The organism is Ruegeria sp. H3, assembly GCF_056533095.1.
In genome coordinates, this window is sequence record NZ_JBQFOD010000001.1 from 393,308 (window position 1) to 411,717 (window position 18,410).

17 protein-coding genes and 1 riboswitch are annotated in these 18,410 nt (G+C 58.0%); of the genes, 10 read left to right on the top strand and 7 right to left on the bottom strand.

The window, feature by feature from the left end; genetic code table 11:
* Position 1: 1 nt before the first annotated feature.
* A complete protein-coding gene (locus ACR0JE_RS02015; protein ID WP_480862629.1) occupies positions 2–931 on the bottom strand; it encodes a glycine--tRNA ligase subunit alpha in 930 nt (309 codons plus the stop codon).
* Between the two features lie 207 nt (positions 932–1,138).
* Between ACR0JE_RS02015 and ACR0JE_RS02020 the strand changes: the two genes are divergently transcribed.
* Positions 1,139–2,878, top strand: a complete 1,740-nt coding sequence (locus ACR0JE_RS02020) for a serine protease (RefSeq protein ID WP_480862631.1) — start codon at positions 1,139–1,141, stop codon at positions 2,876–2,878.
* Positions 2,879–2,933: 55 nt separating this feature from the next.
* On the opposite strand, the gene ACR0JE_RS02025 is transcribed toward ACR0JE_RS02020, so the two are convergent.
* On the bottom strand, positions 2,934–4,508 hold the full coding sequence (locus ACR0JE_RS02025) for a 5-guanidino-2-oxopentanoate decarboxylase (RefSeq protein ID WP_480862634.1): 1,575 nt from the start codon (positions 4,506–4,508) through the stop codon (positions 2,934–2,936).
* On the bottom strand, positions 4,508–5,956 hold the full coding sequence (locus tag ACR0JE_RS02030; RefSeq protein ID WP_480862636.1) for a TrkH family potassium uptake protein: 1,449 nt from the start codon (positions 5,954–5,956) through the stop codon (positions 4,508–4,510). Before ACR0JE_RS02030 ends, ACR0JE_RS02025 begins: the two co-directional genes overlap by 1 nt.
* 224 nt (positions 5,957–6,180) lie before the next feature.
* Here ACR0JE_RS02030 and ACR0JE_RS02035 point away from each other — a divergent pair, with 224 nt between their 5' ends.
* Positions 6,181–6,609 (top strand): hypothetical protein, encoded by a 429-nt coding sequence (locus ACR0JE_RS02035; RefSeq protein ID WP_480862638.1) that lies wholly within the window; start codon positions 6,181–6,183, stop codon positions 6,607–6,609.
* A gap of 415 nt (positions 6,610–7,024) precedes the next feature.
* On the opposite strand, the gene folE2 is transcribed toward ACR0JE_RS02035, so the two are convergent.
* Complete coding sequence (gene folE2, locus ACR0JE_RS02040) at positions 7,025–8,125, bottom strand: GTP cyclohydrolase FolE2 (protein WP_480541074.1); 1,101 nt, start codon at positions 8,123–8,125, stop codon at positions 7,025–7,027.
* Between the two features lie 199 nt (positions 8,126–8,324).
* Positions 8,325–9,515: an O-succinylhomoserine sulfhydrylase gene (gene metZ, locus ACR0JE_RS02045; RefSeq protein WP_480862640.1), complete on the bottom strand. Its 1,191-nt coding sequence runs from the start codon at positions 9,513–9,515 to the stop codon at positions 8,325–8,327.
* 64 nt (positions 9,516–9,579) lie between these two features.
* Positions 9,580–9,657, bottom strand: a riboswitch (SAM riboswitch).
* Positions 9,658–9,790: 133 nt separating this feature from the next.
* Here metZ and ACR0JE_RS02050 point away from each other — a divergent pair.
* The 5 genes from ACR0JE_RS02050 to ACR0JE_RS02070 all read left to right on the top strand — a co-directional run bounded on the left by ACR0JE_RS02050 (position 9,791) and on the right by ACR0JE_RS02070 (position 13,673).
* Positions 9,791–10,726 (top strand): DUF726 domain-containing protein, encoded by a 936-nt coding sequence (locus ACR0JE_RS02050; protein ID WP_480862642.1) that lies wholly within the window; start codon positions 9,791–9,793, stop codon positions 10,724–10,726.
* Between the two features lie 23 nt (positions 10,727–10,749).
* Complete coding sequence (locus tag ACR0JE_RS02055) at positions 10,750–11,439, top strand: glutathione S-transferase N-terminal domain-containing protein (RefSeq protein WP_480862644.1); 690 nt, start codon at positions 10,750–10,752, stop codon at positions 11,437–11,439.
* A 148-nt stretch (positions 11,440–11,587) separates the two neighbouring features.
* Complete coding sequence (locus ACR0JE_RS02060; RefSeq protein WP_480862646.1) at positions 11,588–12,337, top strand: creatininase family protein; 750 nt, start codon at positions 11,588–11,590, stop codon at positions 12,335–12,337.
* A 257-nt stretch (positions 12,338–12,594) separates the two neighbouring features.
* Positions 12,595–12,918, top strand: a complete 324-nt coding sequence (locus tag ACR0JE_RS02065) for a 2Fe-2S iron-sulfur cluster-binding protein (RefSeq protein WP_039534845.1) — start codon at positions 12,595–12,597, stop codon at positions 12,916–12,918.
* Positions 12,918–13,673, top strand: a complete 756-nt coding sequence (locus tag ACR0JE_RS02070) for an FG-GAP repeat domain-containing protein (RefSeq protein ID WP_480862648.1) — start codon at positions 12,918–12,920, stop codon at positions 13,671–13,673. Before ACR0JE_RS02065 ends, ACR0JE_RS02070 begins: the two co-directional genes overlap by 1 nt.
* 80 nt (positions 13,674–13,753) lie before the next feature.
* Here ACR0JE_RS02070 and purD read toward each other — a convergent pair whose 3' ends face one another.
* Positions 13,754–15,016: a phosphoribosylamine--glycine ligase gene (gene purD, locus ACR0JE_RS02075; RefSeq protein ID WP_480862650.1), complete on the bottom strand. Its 1,263-nt coding sequence runs from the start codon at positions 15,014–15,016 to the stop codon at positions 13,754–13,756.
* Positions 15,017–15,091: 75 nt separating this feature from the next.
* Between purD and xseA the strand changes: the two genes are divergently transcribed.
* Positions 15,092–16,576 (top strand): exodeoxyribonuclease VII large subunit, encoded by a 1,485-nt coding sequence (gene xseA, locus ACR0JE_RS02080; protein ID WP_480862652.1) that lies wholly within the window; start codon positions 15,092–15,094, stop codon positions 16,574–16,576.
* Positions 16,577–16,579: 3 nt separating this feature from the next.
* Complete coding sequence (locus ACR0JE_RS02085; RefSeq protein ID WP_480862654.1) at positions 16,580–17,221, top strand: glutathione S-transferase family protein; 642 nt, start codon at positions 16,580–16,582, stop codon at positions 17,219–17,221.
* 2 nt (positions 17,222–17,223) lie between these two features.
* Here the strand turns inward: ACR0JE_RS02085 and ACR0JE_RS02090 are convergent, their stop codons facing one another.
* Positions 17,224–17,619 (bottom strand): hypothetical protein, encoded by a 396-nt coding sequence (locus tag ACR0JE_RS02090; protein WP_480827576.1) that lies wholly within the window; start codon positions 17,617–17,619, stop codon positions 17,224–17,226.
* Positions 17,620–17,748: 129 nt separating this feature from the next.
* Between ACR0JE_RS02090 and ACR0JE_RS02095 the strand changes: the two genes are divergently transcribed.
* Entirely contained in the window at positions 17,749–18,384 is a 636-nt protein-coding gene (locus tag ACR0JE_RS02095) for a lysoplasmalogenase family protein (protein ID WP_480862656.1), read from the top strand.
* Positions 18,385–18,410: the final 26 nt, after the last annotated feature.

Genomic DNA, 18,410 nt, shown 5'->3' on the forward strand with positions numbered 1-18,410 from the left:
ATCAGGCCCCGAACCCGGCGGCCTCGGTCTGGACAAAAGCATCAGCACATTGCTTGGCCAACGCACGAACCCGGCCGATATAGGCTTGGCGTTCCGTGACCGAGATCACCCCCCGTGCGTCCAACAGGTTGAAGATGTGGCTGGCCTTGATGCACTGGTCATAGGCCGGATGTGCCATGACGATACGCTTGCCGGTCTTGGGATCTTCATGTTCCTGCGCCAGAATGGTGGCGCATTCTGCCTCGGCCTCTTCAAAATGGCGCAGCAAGACCTCGGTATTGGCCACGTCAAAGTTCCAACGGGCGTATTCTTCTTCGGTTTGCTTGAAGATATCGCCATAGGTCAGCGGGCTGGGCGACTGAGGGTCATTGAACGGCATGTCCATCACGTGGTCGATGCCCAGCACATACATGGCCAGACGTTCCAGACCATAGGTTAGCTCGCCCGAGACCGGCGCGCAGTCATGGCCACCCACCTGTTGGAAATATGTAAACTGGCTGACTTCCATACCGTCGCACCAGACCTCCCACCCAAGGCCCCAGGCGCCAAGGGTCGGACTTTCCCAGTCGTCCTCGACAAAACGGATGTCATGCAGCTCCATGTCGATGCCGATGGCCTCGAGGCTGCCGAGATAGAGCTCTTGTAGGTCCGGCGGGCTGGGTTTGATCAGTACCTGATACTGATAGTAGTGCTGCAGCCGGTTGGGGTTTTCACCGTAACGCCCATCCGTTGGACGGCGCGACGGCTGAACATAGGCTGCAGCCCAGGGTTTGGACCCCAGCGCACGCAATGTGGTCGCAGGGTGGAACGTCCCTGCCCCGACTTCCATGTCATAAGGCTGCAGAATCGCACAGCCTTTCGAGGCCCAATAGGTCTGAAGCCGCAGGATTACTTCCTGAAAAGAACGCGGTGCGCTGGACGGTTCGGTCATGACATTCCCTTTGGGCGCTACATGCACCCGGTTCCGGTCGGTTTCGCCCTTCCTATGCAAGGGGCCAAGGGGCGTCAACGGGCCAATCGGCACATCCTGTATCTGCACAGCCACACAGTGAAATCTGCATATTCGCGCCATGGTATTTAGACCGCGAAATCGCGTATTCTGCGCGAAATGTTCAACACTGCATAAAACGGGCAGAATATGACACGAGTTTTGACGGCATTTCTTTTGTTTCTTCTATTGGGAGTGCACACCGCATCTGCACAGCAAGACCAAGGCGTCTGGGTGCAGGTCGAAGCCCAGCCTTCCTTGCGTGAAGCGCAGGATCGTGCGCAGGCTTATGCCAGCGCTCTGCCCGATGTGAACGGGTTCCGCCTGAACAGTGGCTGGTACGCCATTGTGATCGGCCCCTATGCCCGCAGCGACGCGGAACAGGTTCTTCGAGTCTATCGCGCCGAGAGGCAAATCCCGCGCGACAGCTTCATTGCATTCTCCAACGATCTTGGTCAGCAGTTTTGGCCCATTGGCGTTAATCTTCTGGATCGCGGGATAGTTGCGCCCCCGGTTGAACCGGAACCACAGCCGGAACAGAACCTGTCAGAAGTTACTCCGCAGGACGCAGACGAAACACGCGCCGAAGCGCTGCAATCAGAACGGTTGCTGACTGCGCAGGAGCGGAAAGACCTGCAAACCGCCTTGCAGGCCGCAGGGTTCTATAACTCGTCAATCGATGGCGCATTTGGTCAGGGCACCCGCCGCTCGATGGGCGATTGGCAGCGTTTCAACGGCTATAAGCCGACGGGCGTTCTGACAACATTGCAGCGCAAGGCCCTAATGGATGACTACAACGCGCCGCTGATCAGCGTCGGGATGGCATCTTATGCCGACGATCAGGCTGGTGTGTCTTTGGACATGCCATTGGGCGCGCTGGAATTTGACCGCTACGAGGCTCCGTTTGTCCATTTCAAATCAAGCGATGATATCGGTGCTCAGGCGCTGCTGATCTCGCAGGCGGGCGACAAATCTACCTTGCGGGCGCTGTATGAAGTGATGCAGTCACTGGAAATCGTACCGCTTGATGGCCCGCGTGAACTGCGCGGTGATCGGTTCTCGTTGGAAGGTCGCGGAAACGGCATTGTTTCGTTCACACAGGCCTCGCTGAAAGACGGGCAGATCAAAGGGTTCACTCTGGTCTGGCCGGAAGGGGACGAGGCGCGCCGCCTGCGTGTTCTGGCCGCCATGGCGCAGAGCTTTGCGACCACCGATGCGGTTCTGGACTCAGCAGCAGGCGCATCCGCGGATCAGCGAATCGACCTGATTTCGGGCCTGCAAGTGCGCAAACCGCGCCTGTCGCGTTCGGGTTTCTTTGCCGATACCAGCGGGGCGGTTCTGACCGTGTCCGAGGCGGCAGATAACTGCACCCGGATTACGCTGGACGGCGATCAGGAGGTTCAGGTGGCTTGGACCGATGCCGATCTGGGTGTCTCGGTCCTGCGCCCCAGTCAGAGCCTTGCGCCGATGAATGTCGCCGCCTTCAGCGCGGACACGCCGCGCATTCAATCCGAGGTCGCGGTATCCGGCTTTTCCTATCAGGGTGCGCTTGGCGCCCCGACCCTGACTTATGGGCAGATCGCAGATATCCGTGGCCTGAACGGAGAAGAAGGTGTGAAACGTCTGGCCCTGAACGCCCAGCCTGGTGATGCGGGCGGCCCTGTCTTCAACGACAGCGGCAATGTTGTGGGCATGCTGCTGCCAACCCCGACCGAGGGGCGCACCCTGCCCGCCTCGGTCAGCCTGGCCGCAACCGCCGCGCGTTTGACAGATGTGTTGACCCAGGCCGGTGTGTCCGGGCAGCCCAGTCAGGAAAGCACACAAATCTCACCGAACGAGTTGAACCGCCGGGCGACAGGCATGACAGTTCTGGTCCATTGCTGGGACTAAGCTTACCGCATTGGTAAACCTGAAAGCGTCGCAGACCTCTGCGGCGCTTTTCGTTTCACAGGATATCAGGCGTGATGTAGATCAGCGTTGGCCCGTCGGCCTCAAACGCGGTGCGCGCGGCATCCTGCAATGAATCCAGCGTAGATGGCGCAGCAGATCGCGCGCCAAACGCCTCGGCCAATTTGCAGAAATCAGGATTGCGCGCCACAACCGCATTCGGGGCGATCTGACTGCGGACCATGCTGTCCTCGATCTCTTTCAGCTTGCCATTGTCCCACAGGATAATGGGCAGAGGCAGACCCAGTTCCACCGCAACGCCCAGTTCCTGCATCGTGTAGTGGAAGCCGTAGTCTCCGGCGATAACCGCCGTTGGTTTACCCCTTCGCGCTAGCGCCCCGCCAATCCCGGCAGGCAGCGCATATCCCAACGTGCCAAAGCCTGTCGGGTGGTGCCAATGGTGGGGATAGGCCATATCCCAGACTTCTTTCGCGACATAGGCGAACTGCGTCATGTCGGAATAAATCATCGTATCGGCAGGCATTGCAGCGCGCAGGGCGTCGACAACCGGCACGATGCCCGGCCGTTCGGCATCCACCTCAGCCCGCCAGCGGGCGCGCGTTTCGGCAACCTCTTCCGCGGTCCAGCCCATGGCGGGTTTGGCATCTTCGGTGACCGCCCATAGCGCCCGCGCGAAACTTGCACTATCCGCCTGAATTTTGACGGCGGCCCGGTGATGATCCGAAAGCACCTCGGGGTCCAGATCAACGCGGATCAGGGTGGCTTTGTGCCCAAGCTCGCGCCGCCACAGATCGACCTCTCCCAGTTCCGCACCAACCGCGATCACCAGATCGGCCGAGGCGATGACATCGGCGCTGCCGGGTCGGGGCAGCATCGCCCCGAAATCCAGCGGATAGTTCACCCCCGCCAACCCACGCCCGGCATAGGTGGTGAAACAGGCCGCGCCCAGCTGTGTCAGGATTTGCCGCCATTCGTTCGAGCGGCAACCTCCCCCCAGAATGAACAACGGTCGTTTGGCAAGGTTCAGCAGCGAAACAACTGGCGCGACATCGGGCGGCTGTGCCTTGGTGCGCAGCGCTGTTTGGTTGGGAAACGGGGCTGGATCGGCATCTGCTTCCAACTTGGCAATCGGCACCTGAATATGCTTGGGCCGGGGGCGATTGAGCTCAAATTCCTCAAACGCGCGTTCCACCAGCCCATAGGCAGCCTGTGCCGTATTCGCCTGTGCGGACCAGTCTGCGACAGTTCCCGCCGCCGCTTGCTGATCCTTCATCTGATGCAACTGGCCGCGATACTCCTGCGCCTCATCCAGACAGGATGAAAGAACCAGCATCGGCACCGAGTCGCTGTAGGCCTGCCCCATGGGCGTCATGATGTTGCATAGCCCCGGCCCGGTGATCACATAGGCCACACCCGGTCTACCGGTCGCACGGGCATAGCCATCGGCCATAAACCCCGCCCCTTGTTCGTGCCGCGCCAGAACATGGGTGATCCCCGCCTCTTCGATACCCCGGTACAGTTCCTGATTGTGCACACCGGGAATGCCAAAGATCACATCAACGCCTCGATCCCTGAGCATGTGCGAGAGTTGCGCGCCAAGGGGTCTTTTCATCAGCTTCTCCAGAATTGAACGGTAAAGATTGCATAAACGGCCAACAGCTCAAGCCGTCCCACGAGCATGCCGATGATCAACAACCATTTCGCCGTATCGTTCAGCCCGGAAAAGTTGCCTGCCGGCCCGATCTGATCACCCAGGCCCGGGCCAACATTGGCCAGTGCGGTGGCCGCGCCAGAAACCGAGGTAATAAAATCCAACCCTGTCAAAGCCAGCGCCCAAGACAGTACGCCCATAGACAGCACAAAGAACATGAAAAAGCTCATGACCGAGGTCAGAACATCCCGGCTGACAGGGCGGCCGTCATATAAGGGTACAAACACGCCATGTGGTGATCGAATACGCCGGATTTGCGTTTTGATCGACGCAAAAAGAAGTTGATATCGGAACACTTTGATCGAACAGGCGGTCGAGCCCGCGCAACCGCCGATCAGGCCGATCAAGAAAAACAACATGATAGCAAAGCTGCCCCAGTTCATATAGTCAACGCTGGCATAGCCTGTCCCTGAAATGATCGACGTGATGTTAAACAGGGATTCCCGGAAGGCCTGTTCCCAATGGTGTGGAAACACAGATGTCAGGAACACTGACATGACGACGACCAGAACCAATATCGTGGCTATAAATGCTCTGATCTGACTGTCACGCCACAGTGAAAGCGTATGCCCGTTGGCAAGTTGCACGTAGCGCACAAAAGGCAGAGCCGCCAAAATCATGAAAACCGATGCGGCATATTCCGACGGCCCTGTAAACGTCCCAAATGAAGCATCATAGTTCGAAAACCCGCCCGTCGAGATTGTCGTGAAGGCGTGCACCAGCGCATCGAAAAAACCCATGCCCAGTGCAGCATAAACCAACATGCAGACAACCGTCAGGAACACGTAGATCAGGGATATCTGGCCCGCAATCTCCTGCGCGCGCGGCAGGATTTTCCCCATGGTTTCAAACCCTTCCGAACGGAAGATTTGCATTCCGCCCACGCGTAGCTCGGGCAAGAACACCATCGCGACAACGATGATACCGATGCCGCCCAGCCACTGTAAAATGCCACGCCAAAGCAACAAACCTTGGGGCAGATCATCCAGGCCTGAAATGACCGTTGAACCGGTGGTGGTCAGCCCTGACATCGCCTCGAAATACGCATCGACAAAGCGCAGTTCGGTTTCACCAAACAGAAACGGGATCGCCCCAAAGACTGGCAAGGCAACCCAGACGCCCGTGGTTAACAAAAAGGTCTGACGAATAGTCAGACCTTCGCCCACCCCGTTCGAGCAACTGATGGCCAGAACCGAACCTGCCAGCATGGTAATAATGGCGCTTTCCAAAAAGACATGCCATTCGCCGCGTCCTTCGATCAGGTCGGCAACCATAGGCGGCAGCATGGTCGCCCCAAGAATGGCGACCAGCAAGCCAATCACATATCCGACCGGGCGAAGATCCATCATGAGGCGCAGCGTTGGCGCGCCGACCCGACCGTGTCAAGCAGATGATCCGCGATTATTCGTCGGAACTCTGGGTTGCCTTGGGCATCGCAGGCGGTTTTGACGGCGCGCGTGTACGGCGAGCTTGAGGTTTCGGTGTTTCGGCCGCCTGCGCTGTTTTCACCGCAGTCGCCTTCCGCGGTTTGGACGCAGCTTTAGGGACAGTTGCCGTTTTTGCTGCTGTTGCAGTGGCATTTGCAACCGCGGGCTTAGGAGTAACCGGTTTTGAAGCCCGCGCTTTCGGCGCTGGTTTCGCCGCGACGGGTTTGGCAGCGGTGGGCTTTGGCGTTGCAGTCTTTGTTACGGGCGCTGCAGGTTTGGGGATTGTAGCTTCCGCTTTGACAGGCGCTTTGGCTGCAGCTGTAGGCTTCGCCACCGGCTCGGATTTGGCCACAATTGTGGGCTTTGCTGCAGGTGCAGGTTTAGCTGCTGTGCGCGGTTTGGCCTTGAACTTCGCTGTTGCTGCTGCTTTGGGCGTCGCTGTTGCTGCCGCCTTAGGCTTTGATGCAGCGGGTTTTTTTGCCGGGGTGGCTTTGGCACGTTTTGCGACAGGTTTCTTGGGTGCAAGCGTTTTGGTTACCGGGGTCGAACCCAGTGCCGTCGTCTGCACTGCCTGAACCTGAGCCAATGGAAATTCCATTGCCGAACGGGCAACGATTTGCATGATCTTGATTTGGCTCACCATGGCGTAACCAGCCACGCGAAATGCCGCTGCCTGAAACTCCAGCGGTTGGGTAATTGGATTCATTACATGTCTCTCCTGTAACAGCGAAGCAGCTTAAAATCTGAGGGTGAGTGTCCCTGTCCGCCCAGATCATCTGGGCAGAGCTTTGGGTATTGCAGTCCAAGGCGTGGCACGTCTCGGTGTCCTTCCGGGGCAGCACGCAGGTCAAAGCCCGTCATGCAGCAGCTGCATTCCCGAACATTCTTACACTACAACATCGCGCGAGTGCAGCATTTTTGCTGCAATGCGGCGATAGGGCGCTGATACGCGTTCTTTGTGATGAAAATCCAGGCGCTTAGGCGCTGTCGTTACCCGACGTGAAACAGGGTTGTGAACAATCTTGGGTCCAGACTGACAGACTCGAAGGTGGGCCCCTCAGTCAAAACCGAAACCGCGTCATGGCTGTGCAGACTTTCCTGATGGCTCGCGATTACACGGAAATCTCCGACATGATGGTCGGCCAACAGTTCAGCACAGAACAGCCGCGCGGCGTCTTCGACGAAGATTGGATTGGCCGCGTTCAATTCGGCAAAGGCCTGTTCATCTTCACGTTTCACCATGACCTGCGTTTCTGTCGGCACGGCGCGGCGGCACAGCTCGATCAGGTCTTCGAACCACAGGCAATCTGCATCGCAATCCACCACGACGGAAATCCGCGCGACCGAACGCTGAGAGTGCGGCGTTGCAAGCTGCCCCCGCTGCGACCGCGCATGCTCGCTCAGCTCCAGCGAACAGGGGCAAGTCGAAGAATAGACATAGTCCAAATGCATGATCTTCTGACGCACACCGTTCTGTTCGACCAGTTCCAGCGCGATGTCATAATACTGATAGCCTATCAGCCCCGAACGCAGGCTTTCGACCTTCGCCGGATAGGAAAACCGCATCTGGATGCGGGCATCGAAACTGTCGAGATCGGTCAGATAATCGCTCAGCGCGGCCTCAATCACCTCGAAGCTGAACGTCCTTTCCGCATGTTTGTAGAACGAGCGCATGATGCGGGACATGTTGATGCCCTTCTTCTCGGCCTCAAGGCTTACGGTGCCTGTGATCGAGGTTTCAAGCGTCAGGTCATCGCCGCCCTTGCGATGGAAGCGGATTGGAAGTCGGAAGTTGGAAATTCCGACGTGCTGGATCTGCTGCTTTGCACCACGGATCAAACTAGAGGGACCGTTTTGCAGATCGGGTAGCGAGGCGCGATAGGCGGCATCCACCGCAAATTCTTCGGGATACTCCCGCGCGAGCGCCGGATAATTCTGTGCATTGAACCCCGGGATCAGCCGCGCCACAGCCGGATCAAGCTGCGAAATCTCAAGAGACGATGCAGTTTCGGCCCATTTGCGCAGCAGCTTCAGGGCGGCGGCGGCCTCGTCACGGTCCGGAGTATCAATATCGCGCGGATGAACGTTCATTGGCTGAGGGTCCTCGATTGGTCATCCTTGATATAGATGACTGCAGTTCATTTGCCAGTGTAGCGTTTTACGGACGCGATACCATTCCGGATTGAAATGAAATGAAAAATACCGGCGTTTTTAGGCCGATACCGTCGGCGAGCACGGGGATACGCCGCGTCTTATCCAAAAGTTGGAGGTATTTTCGCCCCCAATCTCCTCAGGTTTGTGACGCCTTCAAAGCGTTGCGGATGTCCGTCAGCAGATCATTTGCGTCCTCAAGCCCCACCGAAAACCGGATCAAACCGGGGGTGATGCCCAACTCATCCTTCTGCTCGTCACTCAAGCGCTGATGTGTGGTGGTCGCCGGATGGGTGGCAATGGATTTCGCATCGCCAAGATTGTTCGAGATCACGGGGATCGTCATAGCATTAAGAAACTTGAACGCAGCCTCTTTGCCGCCTTTGATGTCAAGCGACAGAACTGTGCCACCTTTTCCGCCCAATTGCGACCGCACCAGTGCGTTCTGCGCGTGGGTTTTCAGCCCTGGATAAAGCGTCCGCTTCAAAGCAGGATGTCCTTCCAACGCTTCGGCGATGTGCTGGGCTGTGGCCGCTTGCGCGTTCACACGCAACGCCATGGTTTCCAGACCTTTCAGCATGACCCAAGCATTGAATGGGCTCAACGCACCACCGGTGTGTTTCAGATAGGGTTCGACCGTGCCTCGAATAAAGTCTCGGGTGCCGATGATGACACCGCCCAAGGCGCGTCCCTGTCCGTCAATATGTTTGGTGGCCGAATATACAACTACATCCGCGCCCTGCTCGATCGCACGCGAAAATACGGGGGTGGAGAACACATTATCCACCACGACCAAGGCACCTGCCGCATGGGCCAGCTTGGCGACCGTCTCGATATCGATCACCTCAAGTGTCGGGTTCGACATGGATTCGAAGAACACCGCCTTGGTGTCTGGCCGAATTGCTGCCTCCCACTGCTCTAGATCTGTGCCATCCACAAAAGTCACCTCAACCCCGAACCGGGTCAGGATGTTCTCGACAATATACAGACAGGACCCAAACAGCGCTTTGGCCGAAACGATATGGTCCCCAGCCTTCAGCATTGAGGTCAGCGCACCATTCACAGCAGCCATCCCTGACGCGGTAGCAAAGGCATCCTCGGCCCCTTCCATCGCGGCGATGCGCTGTTCGAACATGGACACAGTCGGATTGCCGTAACGGGCATAGATAAACTCATCAGGGCCGCATTCCAGAAACCGGGCCTCGGCCTGCTCGGCATTGTCGTAGACAAAGCCCTGGGTCAGGAAGATCGCCTCGCTTACCTCATTGTACTGACTGCGACGAATGCCGCCATGGACGGCCTGAGTGCGTTTGTTCCAGCTCTCGCTCATGTCATTCCTTTCGGCCTCGACCCCCGAGGCGCATAAAAAAACCCCAGACGCGGTCAAGCGAAAGGGGCCTTTCATCCTGACCTTTTAGCGGTGTTGTTTAGCGTGGCCCGCAATCCGGTAACAAATCGCCACGTGGTGTTGTTGCCCATACGCCGCAGTTGCGAATTCGTCAAGCCCGACACCTGCAACGTCACGGTTCTGTAATCGTTCAGTCATGGAAGCGTCATAGCGTTATGACAAAGCGGCACCACAACATCTTGTGTGAGGCAGAGCATATGCCAATAGTCAGGATCAATGCTGTCAATGGACGTGCTGAGTTGCACGGAAGTTCCCGCCCCCTGATCGGGGCTTTGCAGCAGAGCCAGCAGTCCGACGGACCTGTCATTATCATGACCCACGGGTACAAGTACCGGCCAGATGATGCCGATGCCTGCCCTCACCGTCATATCTTGTCGCTACATCCCAAGGCAAAGCCCTGGTACAGCCCCAGTTGGCCGCAACATCTTGGCTTTGGCAGCGGGTTCGAAGACGAAGGTCTGGCCATCACTTTTGGTTGGGACGCGCGCGGCCCACTCTGGTCGGCGCAACGTCGCGCTGTTAAGGCAGGCAAGGTCCTGGCAGAGGTCATTCGTCACGTCCATCACTTGAACCCTCGGCGTCCGATCCATTTTATCGGCCACTCGATGGGTACCGAACTGGCGCTTGAGGCGCTTCACCACATTCCATCGGGCGCGCTCAGCCGGATCGTTTCCCTCACCGGGGCCGCCTATCAATCCCGTGCAGTCGTGGCCCTGACAACGCCCGCCGGGTGCGCCGCCGAGTTCATCAATATCATCAGCCGCGAAAACGATCTCTTCGACTTTCTGTTTGAAACTTTCATTCAGCCGCCCTGTCGCGGGGATCTCAGCATTGGCGCGGGACTGACGGCGCCAAACGCCGTTACATTGCAGATCGATTGTCCGGCGACGGTAGATCACCTGTCGGCTCTGATATTCCCAGTCGCATCGCCTGAACGGCGCATCTGTCATTGGTCCAGTTACACACGCCCTGGCGTGCTGCGCGTCTATAACGCCTTGCTGCGCGATACTGAGCGCTTGTGCCTACAAACGCTTAAGCGCGGTATCCCCGAAACACCGCACAAGCGTTGGTCACGGCTTTTTGCACTCCCCCGTCCGCAGGCCCTCTTGCCGTTTGCTCAGAAAGCATCATGATCCCCTCAGCTTGAGGAGATATCATGATCGATCTGTATTTCTGGCCCACGCCAAATGGCTGGAAGGTATCCATCGCTTTGGAAGAGATGGAACTGCCTTACACCACCCATCTGATTAATATTGGCAAGGGCGACCAGTTCGATCCTGACTTTCTGAAGATTTCGCCCAACAACCGGATGCCTGCCATCGTTGACCCTGACGGCCCGAATGACGCACCCGTTTCCGTGTTCGAAAGTGGCGCGATCTTGATGTATCTGGCGCGCAAGACGGGGCGTTTCTATGGCGAATCCGAACGGGACCGCATCGCCATCGAAGAGTGGCTGATGTGGCAGATGGGCGGTGTAGGCCCGATGGCCGGACAAGCGCATCACTTCCTGAAATATGCCCCTCAGATGGACCCACCCCAAGACCTGCCCTATGCCAAGGATCGCTATCGCGCCGAGGTTGGGCGCCTTTACGGCGTGCTCGATCGACGACTGGCCGAAAACGAATACGTCGCGGGCGACTTCTACTCGATCGCCGATATGGCGATCTGGGGTTGGGCCAGCCTATGGGAGGGTCAGCAGCAAGTCCTGGAAGACAAACCGCATTTCGCGCGCTGGCTCGACGCGGTCAGCGCCCGCCGAGCGGTACAGGCAGGCCGCGCCCTTCACGCAGAACTCAGAGGGGATCACCGGGACAAGACAGCACAAAGTGTTTTATTCAAGCGGTAGCAGCAACTAGGCTGTATTTCTGATCAAACGGCCTCTTAGCTACCAAAACGGATTGCGCATGCGCCTTTTCGCACGAAACAAAACAGTTTGGGCGCTCTGCGTCCTTGGTGCCGCTTTGGCTGGCGCGGGCTATTTTTGGGCAAAACCCATGCAAACCCTCGCAAACAAAGAACTATTTCTGGAATACATGACCTGGCCCGAAATCCATGCCGCCCTAGATGCGGGCTACACGACCGTAGTTATTCCAACCGGCGGAACCGAACAGAATGGCCCCCATGCGGCGCTTGGAAAACACAACTTCGTTGTCGCACATACCAGCCGGCAAATTGCCCAAGACCTTGGCAAAACCCTTGTCGCCCCGGTCATAAAATACGTCCCAGAAGGTGCGGTTACGCCAAACCCAACGGGTCACATGCAATGGCCTGGAACGATATCTGTACCTGAACCTGTTTTCGAACAGCTACTTGTCGCGACGATCCGCAGCTTGGCCACACACGGGTTCAATGAAATCCTGCTGATTGGAGACAGCGGAGGGAACCAGGCAGCGCAAAACCAGGCCGCTGCTTCGATGACTCTTGAGCTTGCGCCTGTCGGGGTCACGGTGCGGCATGTTTCTGACTACTACGAAGACAATGGCCAGGTCACTTACCTGCAAAACCAAGGCTTCAGTGCCGAACAAATCGGAAATCATGCCGCCTTGCGAGACACGTCAGAGCTTTTATACGTCGAACCAGATGCGGCAGGTCGCACGGAAACACCGGTGCCTGCAGGCTGGAACACTGGCTTTGACGGGCGACCTGATCTTGCCACCTCGGAAATCGGCAAAGCGATGATCCAGCTCAAGATCGACGCCGCACTAGCCCAGATACGCCGTTTCAGGGAAGAAGATAAGAAATAGAAACGGTCAAGCTACACCTTCGGCGCAACGAGCATTGACCCGACAAGGTTCGGTTCACTGCAGAAGCCCGTTCCATTCGCAACACCAGACACTCGACCTGATGTCGCCCCACGCTGCCCCCCAAAAAACCGCAAACAAACGGTGAATAGTTATCGAGATAGCCCAGACGCGGCGCGATGCGTCGCAATTGCCACTGGAAACGCTTAGCTCCCTTGACTAATGAAGAATTCGACACTTGCAGAAGGAAGACGCACGCAATGGCAAAGATCACCTATGTCGAGCATGGCGGTACCGAACACACAGTCGAGGTTGCCAACGGACTGACGGTCATGGAAGGGGCCCGTGACAACAATATTCCAGGCATTGAGGCCGATTGCGGCGGTGCCTGCGCCTGCTCAACCTGCCATGTCTATATCCACCCTGACTGGGTCGAGAAAATCCCCGCCAAGGATGATATGGAAGAAGACATGCTGGACTTCGCCTACGAGCCCGACCCTGCCCGTTCGCGCCTAACCTGCCAGATCAAGGTGACGGATGCACTGGATGGTCTGGTTGTACAAATGCCCGAAAAGCAGATCTGATGCCAACCAAAGCGCCGCGCCCGCCCGCTCGCCTCTGGCACTTTCGGGCCCGCGGCGCTCTGTCAGCGTGTTGCATGTGGCTTGCCGGAGCAAGCTTTGTAACCGCCGATACAATAACCTCAGCCCGGTTCACGGAACCAACCACGCGCTACGCGCATGGTGTCTTGGGTGACAACATCGAATACGGCGCGCTAGAACTAAGCGTCGAAGGTGAAGATGGCACCAAAGTCACGACTATCACCCTGCCAGAAGATCGCGTTTTCGAAGACTTGGCGCCCAGGCTCTGGGACGTCGATTCCGATGGCGATGTCGAAGCTGTCGTCGTTGAGTCTCAAGACCAGCGCGGTGCTCAACTCGCAATCTACGATGCAACCGGAACAAAAATCGCCGCCACCCCGCATATCGGCACCCGCTTCCGTTGGCTGGCCCCAATCGGAGCTGCTGATTTGGATGGCGACGACCATGTCGAGATTGCCTATATCGACCGCCCTCACCTCGCAAAAACCCTGCGTATCTGGCGCTTCAAGGATGATCAGCTGACCGAGATCGCCGCAATCCCGGGCCTGACCAATCACAAGATCGGTGAGGATTTTATCTCGGGCGGCCTGCGCCTCTGCAACGGCCAGGCGGAGCTGATCGTTGTCAACGCCGATTGGTCGCGGATCATCAGCGTCTCGCACCAATCCGATTGGACCCAAACCGTTCTCGGCCCGTTCAACGGCCCGAACAGCCTCACCCAAGCCCTAAAATGCTGATCCCTACTTCATCTGGCTACAAATATCCTGGGGGTGAGGCCGCAGGCCGAGGGGGCAAAGCCCCCTAGCCCGCCCGTCGCTCACAGCGCCCGCCAACCAATATCGCGGCGGTAGAACCCCTCCGGCCAGTCCACCCCATCCACCATCGCATAGGCCCGATCCCGCGCCTTCTGCAGCGTGTCCCCGCGTGCGGTGACGTTCAGCACCCGACCGCCAGAAGCCTGAACCTGCCCCTCAACCGCCTTGGTGCCTGCATGAAACACCATGTTGCTGCTGTCTTCGGGCAGTTCATCCAAACCGTTTATGATAGAGCCTTTCTCATACACCCCGGGATAGCCCTGCGCAGCCATGACCACGGTTATCGCATGGTCCTCAGCCCAATTCACCCGGGTCTCCTCCAGCCGCCCCTCGGCCGCTGCATGCATCAAATCCATAGCTTGCGCGCCCAGACGCATCATCAGCACCTGACATTCGGGGTCGCCGAACCGCACATTGTATTCCACCAAACGTGGTTGCCCATCCTTGATCATCAAACCGGCATAGAGCACCCCCTGAAACGGCATCCCGCGTCGCTTCATCTCGGCCATGGTCGGGCGGATGATTTCATCCATCGCACGGGCTTCGACCTCAGCGCTCAGAACCGGAGCGGGAGAATAGGCGCCCATGCCACCGGTGTTCAGCCCGGTATCGCCTTCGCCCACACGCTTGTGATCCTGTGCTGTGCCGATGGACAAGATGTTCTCTCCGTCGCACAACACGAAGAGAGAAGCTTCCTCACCCTCCATGAACTCTTCGATCACAACTTCGGCCCCTGCACCCCCAAAGGCACCGCCGAACATGTCATCGATGGCCTCTAACGCAGTTTGCACGTCCATCGCAACGATCACACCCTTGCCTGCGGCGAGACCATCGGCCTTGACCACGATGGGCGCGCCCTGCTCTCGGATATAGGCTTTTGCCGGTTCCGCCTCAGTGAACCTTGCATAGGCCGCCGTGGGTGCTGCGGCTGCATCACAAATCTCTTTGGTAAAGCTTTTTGAGGCCTCAAGTTGCGCCGCTGCGGCCGAGGGGCCAAAGACCAGCACGCCAGCCTCTCGCAACCGATCAGCAACGCCTGCGGCCAATGGCGCTTCGGGTCCGACGATGACAAAATCAATCGCGTTTTCCTCGGCGAAACTGACCACAGCGCCACCATCCTCGATATCCAGTGCGGCGCATTCGGCGATCTGAGCGATCCCGGCATTTCCCGGCGCAACGATCAAGCGGTCGCATTTGGGGTTTTGCATCACCGCCCAGGCCAGGCTGTGCTCGCGCCCGCCGCTGCCGAGAATAAGGATGTTCATGAAAGCTCTCCGATCTGCTTGGCCTTGCCTGCGCGGCGTTCTAAGCTGGGTGGGCATTTGACACAAGGCGCTGAAATGTCCGATCTGCTCGACGAGCCCATTCCTGGCCAAAACACTCCCGAATATTCGGTTTCTGAGCTCTCGGGAGAGGTAAAACGCACGCTCGAAGGGTCGTTTGGACGAATCCGTGTACGCGGTGAGGTCGGGCGGGTGTTCAAAGCGCGCTCGGGGCATCTGTACTACGACATCAAGGATGATCGGAACGTGCTGGCCTGCACCACGTGGAAGGGTCAAATCTCGGGCCTGTCGGTCGTACCTGAAGAAGGGCTAGAGGTTGTCGTGACCGGCCGCCTAACCGCTTTTGGTGCGCAGTCCAAATACAACATGAATGTGGATGAGGTCGCCGTCGCGGGCCAAGGTGCTTTGATGGCGCTGCTGGAGAAGCGTAAGAAACAATTGGAGGCCGAGGGCCTGTTCGCAGCCGAACGCAAAAAGCCACTGCCCTATCTGCCGCACATTATCGGTGTTGTGACCTCACCCTCTGGCGCGGTGATCCGTGATATCCTGCACAGACTGAGGGAACGCTTTCCCCGCAAGGTTCTGATCTGGCCGGTTGCTGTTCAGGGGGCCAACTGCGCACCCGAAGTGACACGCGCCATCGAAGGGTTCAACGCGCTCAAACCCGGGGGCGCGTTGCCTCGCCCTGATCTGATCATCGTTGCGCGCGGCGGCGGGTCGATCGAAGATCTGTGGGGGTTCAATGAAGAAAGCGTTGCACGTGCCACTGCCGCCTCGGACATCCCGTTGATCTCGGCTGTGGGTCACGAAACGGATACAACGCTTATCGATTTTGTCTCGGACCGCCGGGCACCCACGCCGACTGCTGCCGCTGAGCTGGCTGTCCCCGTCCGGATGGAGCTGCTGGCTTGGACCAATGAACAGGGTGCACGCCTGTCCCGTGCGGCCAGCGATGCGGTCCAGCGCCGCAGCCAGCGTTTGCGCGATATTGCCCGCGCCCTACCGCGCCCGGATAGTTTGTTGAACACTCCCCGGCAACGGCTTGATCTGATTGCAGAACGACTGACACCCGCTTTGACCAGAGGCGTGCAAAACCGACGCTTGCAACTGGTTGAGATGTCGGCCCATCTGCGCCCCTCAACCTTGCGCGGCGTTGTCGCATCTCGGCAGGAAAGCCTGCGCAACCTGTCTTCGCGCCTATCCGTGCGTCCGATCCAACGCGAGATTGACCAGCAGCGCCAAGCCACCAACAGACTGGCCGAACGACTAGACACCGCTCAAAGCACCCGATTGGATCGCCTGCGCCAACAGCTGGATGCCACAGACCGCCTGCGCGAAACGCTTAGCTACAAAGCCACGCTGGAACGCGGCTATGCCGTTGTGCGGGCCGAGGGCGACGTGATTACCACCAAGTCACAAGCCTCCAAGCACCTGGTGCTGGAAATCGAGTTCACCGATGGTCGCCTGACGACCGGAGGTTCCAGCAAATCGCCCCCCAAAAAGGCTAAGACAGATGCTCCCGATCAGGGCTCTCTCTTCTAAACCATGCTGACGATTTGGGGGCGCAAAACATCATCGAATGTGCAAGCCCTCATGTGGTGTGTCGGAGAGTTGGGACTGGAGTATCACCGCCATGATGTTGGCCATCACTTTGGCGGGCTCGACACGCAAGCCTTTGCCAATCTGAACCCAAATCGCACAATCCCGGTCCTTCAGGATGGTACCAACCCGCCCGTATGGGAGACCGGGGCCATTCTACGCTATCTTGCCGACTGCTACGCACCCGACACGTTTTGGCCCAAAGACGCGGTTCAGCGCGCCGACGTGGACAAATGGGCCGAATGGGCGAAGATCAATGTTGCAATGGGTTTCACGGTCCCGGTGTTCTGGCAGGTGGTTCGAACCGCACCTGCCGATAGGGACAAGGTTAAGATCAAGAACGCCATTGAACAGCTTGAAACAAAATTGGAAATTGCAGATCAACACTTAACGACAGACACGTTTCTAAGCGGATCCGACTTGACCCTGGCCGACATCCAGTTCGGCCACATCCTGTACCGATACTACGATATCGAGATTTCGCGCGCGCAGTTCCCCAATCTTAAACGCTACTACGACCAACTCACAGCAAGACCCGCGTTCAGACAGCATGTCATGATCAGCTACGAAGACCTAAGGGTGAGCTGAGATCAAACCCCAACCTCTGGCCCAAGGCAGATCATCTCTTCACCCAGATCTTCGGCCTCATACAACTGCGTCGCCTGTGGGTCGCCTTCGAACTGGGCAACCAAACCACCGCCCATTCGCGTGAAAACCCAGCATTGCGGGTCTGACCTGTCTTCGTAGACAAAGCAAATCTGATCTTCGCGCTGATACCACACACCTTCCTTGCAGTTGCCATCAAGAAACGACCAGATCACGCGACGATTGGGCAAATAGCGTTCTACCCCGTAAACCTCGCCGCTATAGCCGTAAAACAGGGTTTTTCCGCGCGTATAGTCATCGAATTCCGCCCCAGATAACGCCGTTTGCGCCCCCACAGGATGGGCCGAAAGCACAAGAAGAATCGCAAAGAACCTCAGCATGGCGCCATAGTGTCAGATACATGCGGTCAAAGCTATGCGCGCTGCGCGTTCGCATGCCTCCACGTCACCTGTTGTGCCAATTGCAGATTTCGAACGACAGTAAACCCGCGAGAGTGGGAGGAAACCAGAGTGAACAGCCTGATTTGGATCGCAGCCACATGCGCCCTGGCCTATCTGCCCCTGTCGCCACGCCCGGCCAGCACAATACGCACTGCGCTTAAAACTGCCTCTGTCGCCCTATTGGCCCTGTTCGCGGCTCTCAGCGGGTCCGCAACCCTGTTGATCCTTGCTTTGGCCCTTTGCGCTATCGGGGACGCACTACTTTCCCGCGAGTCCGAGACCAGCTTTATGGCCGGTGTTGGCGCATTTGCGGCAGGCCACCTTGCCTATGTCGCTCTCTTCCTGTCTCATCCCAGCAGCGATGCGACACTTATCTTCGACCATCCCGGATATGTCTGGCCCCTCATTTTGCTGGGCATTGTCGCCGCCACCCTCCTGGCCCCCCGCGCCGGAGACCTCAGGGTGCCGGTGCTGGCTTATATCCCCATCATCCTCGGCATGGGCATCACAGTCCTCGCTCTGCCCGATACAGGCGCCCTTCGTTGGGCCATGCCCGCTGCGATGGCCTTCATCGCCTCAGATCTGATCCTCGCAACTGAAAAATTCCTGTTACCTGCCAACCACCCGGCTCTGAAACTCACGCCCTATCTGATCTGGCCGCTCTATTGGGGCGCACAAGCCGGGTTCCTGATCGCCTTCACCTGACCCTTTGCAACTGCCTTAAATCCGCA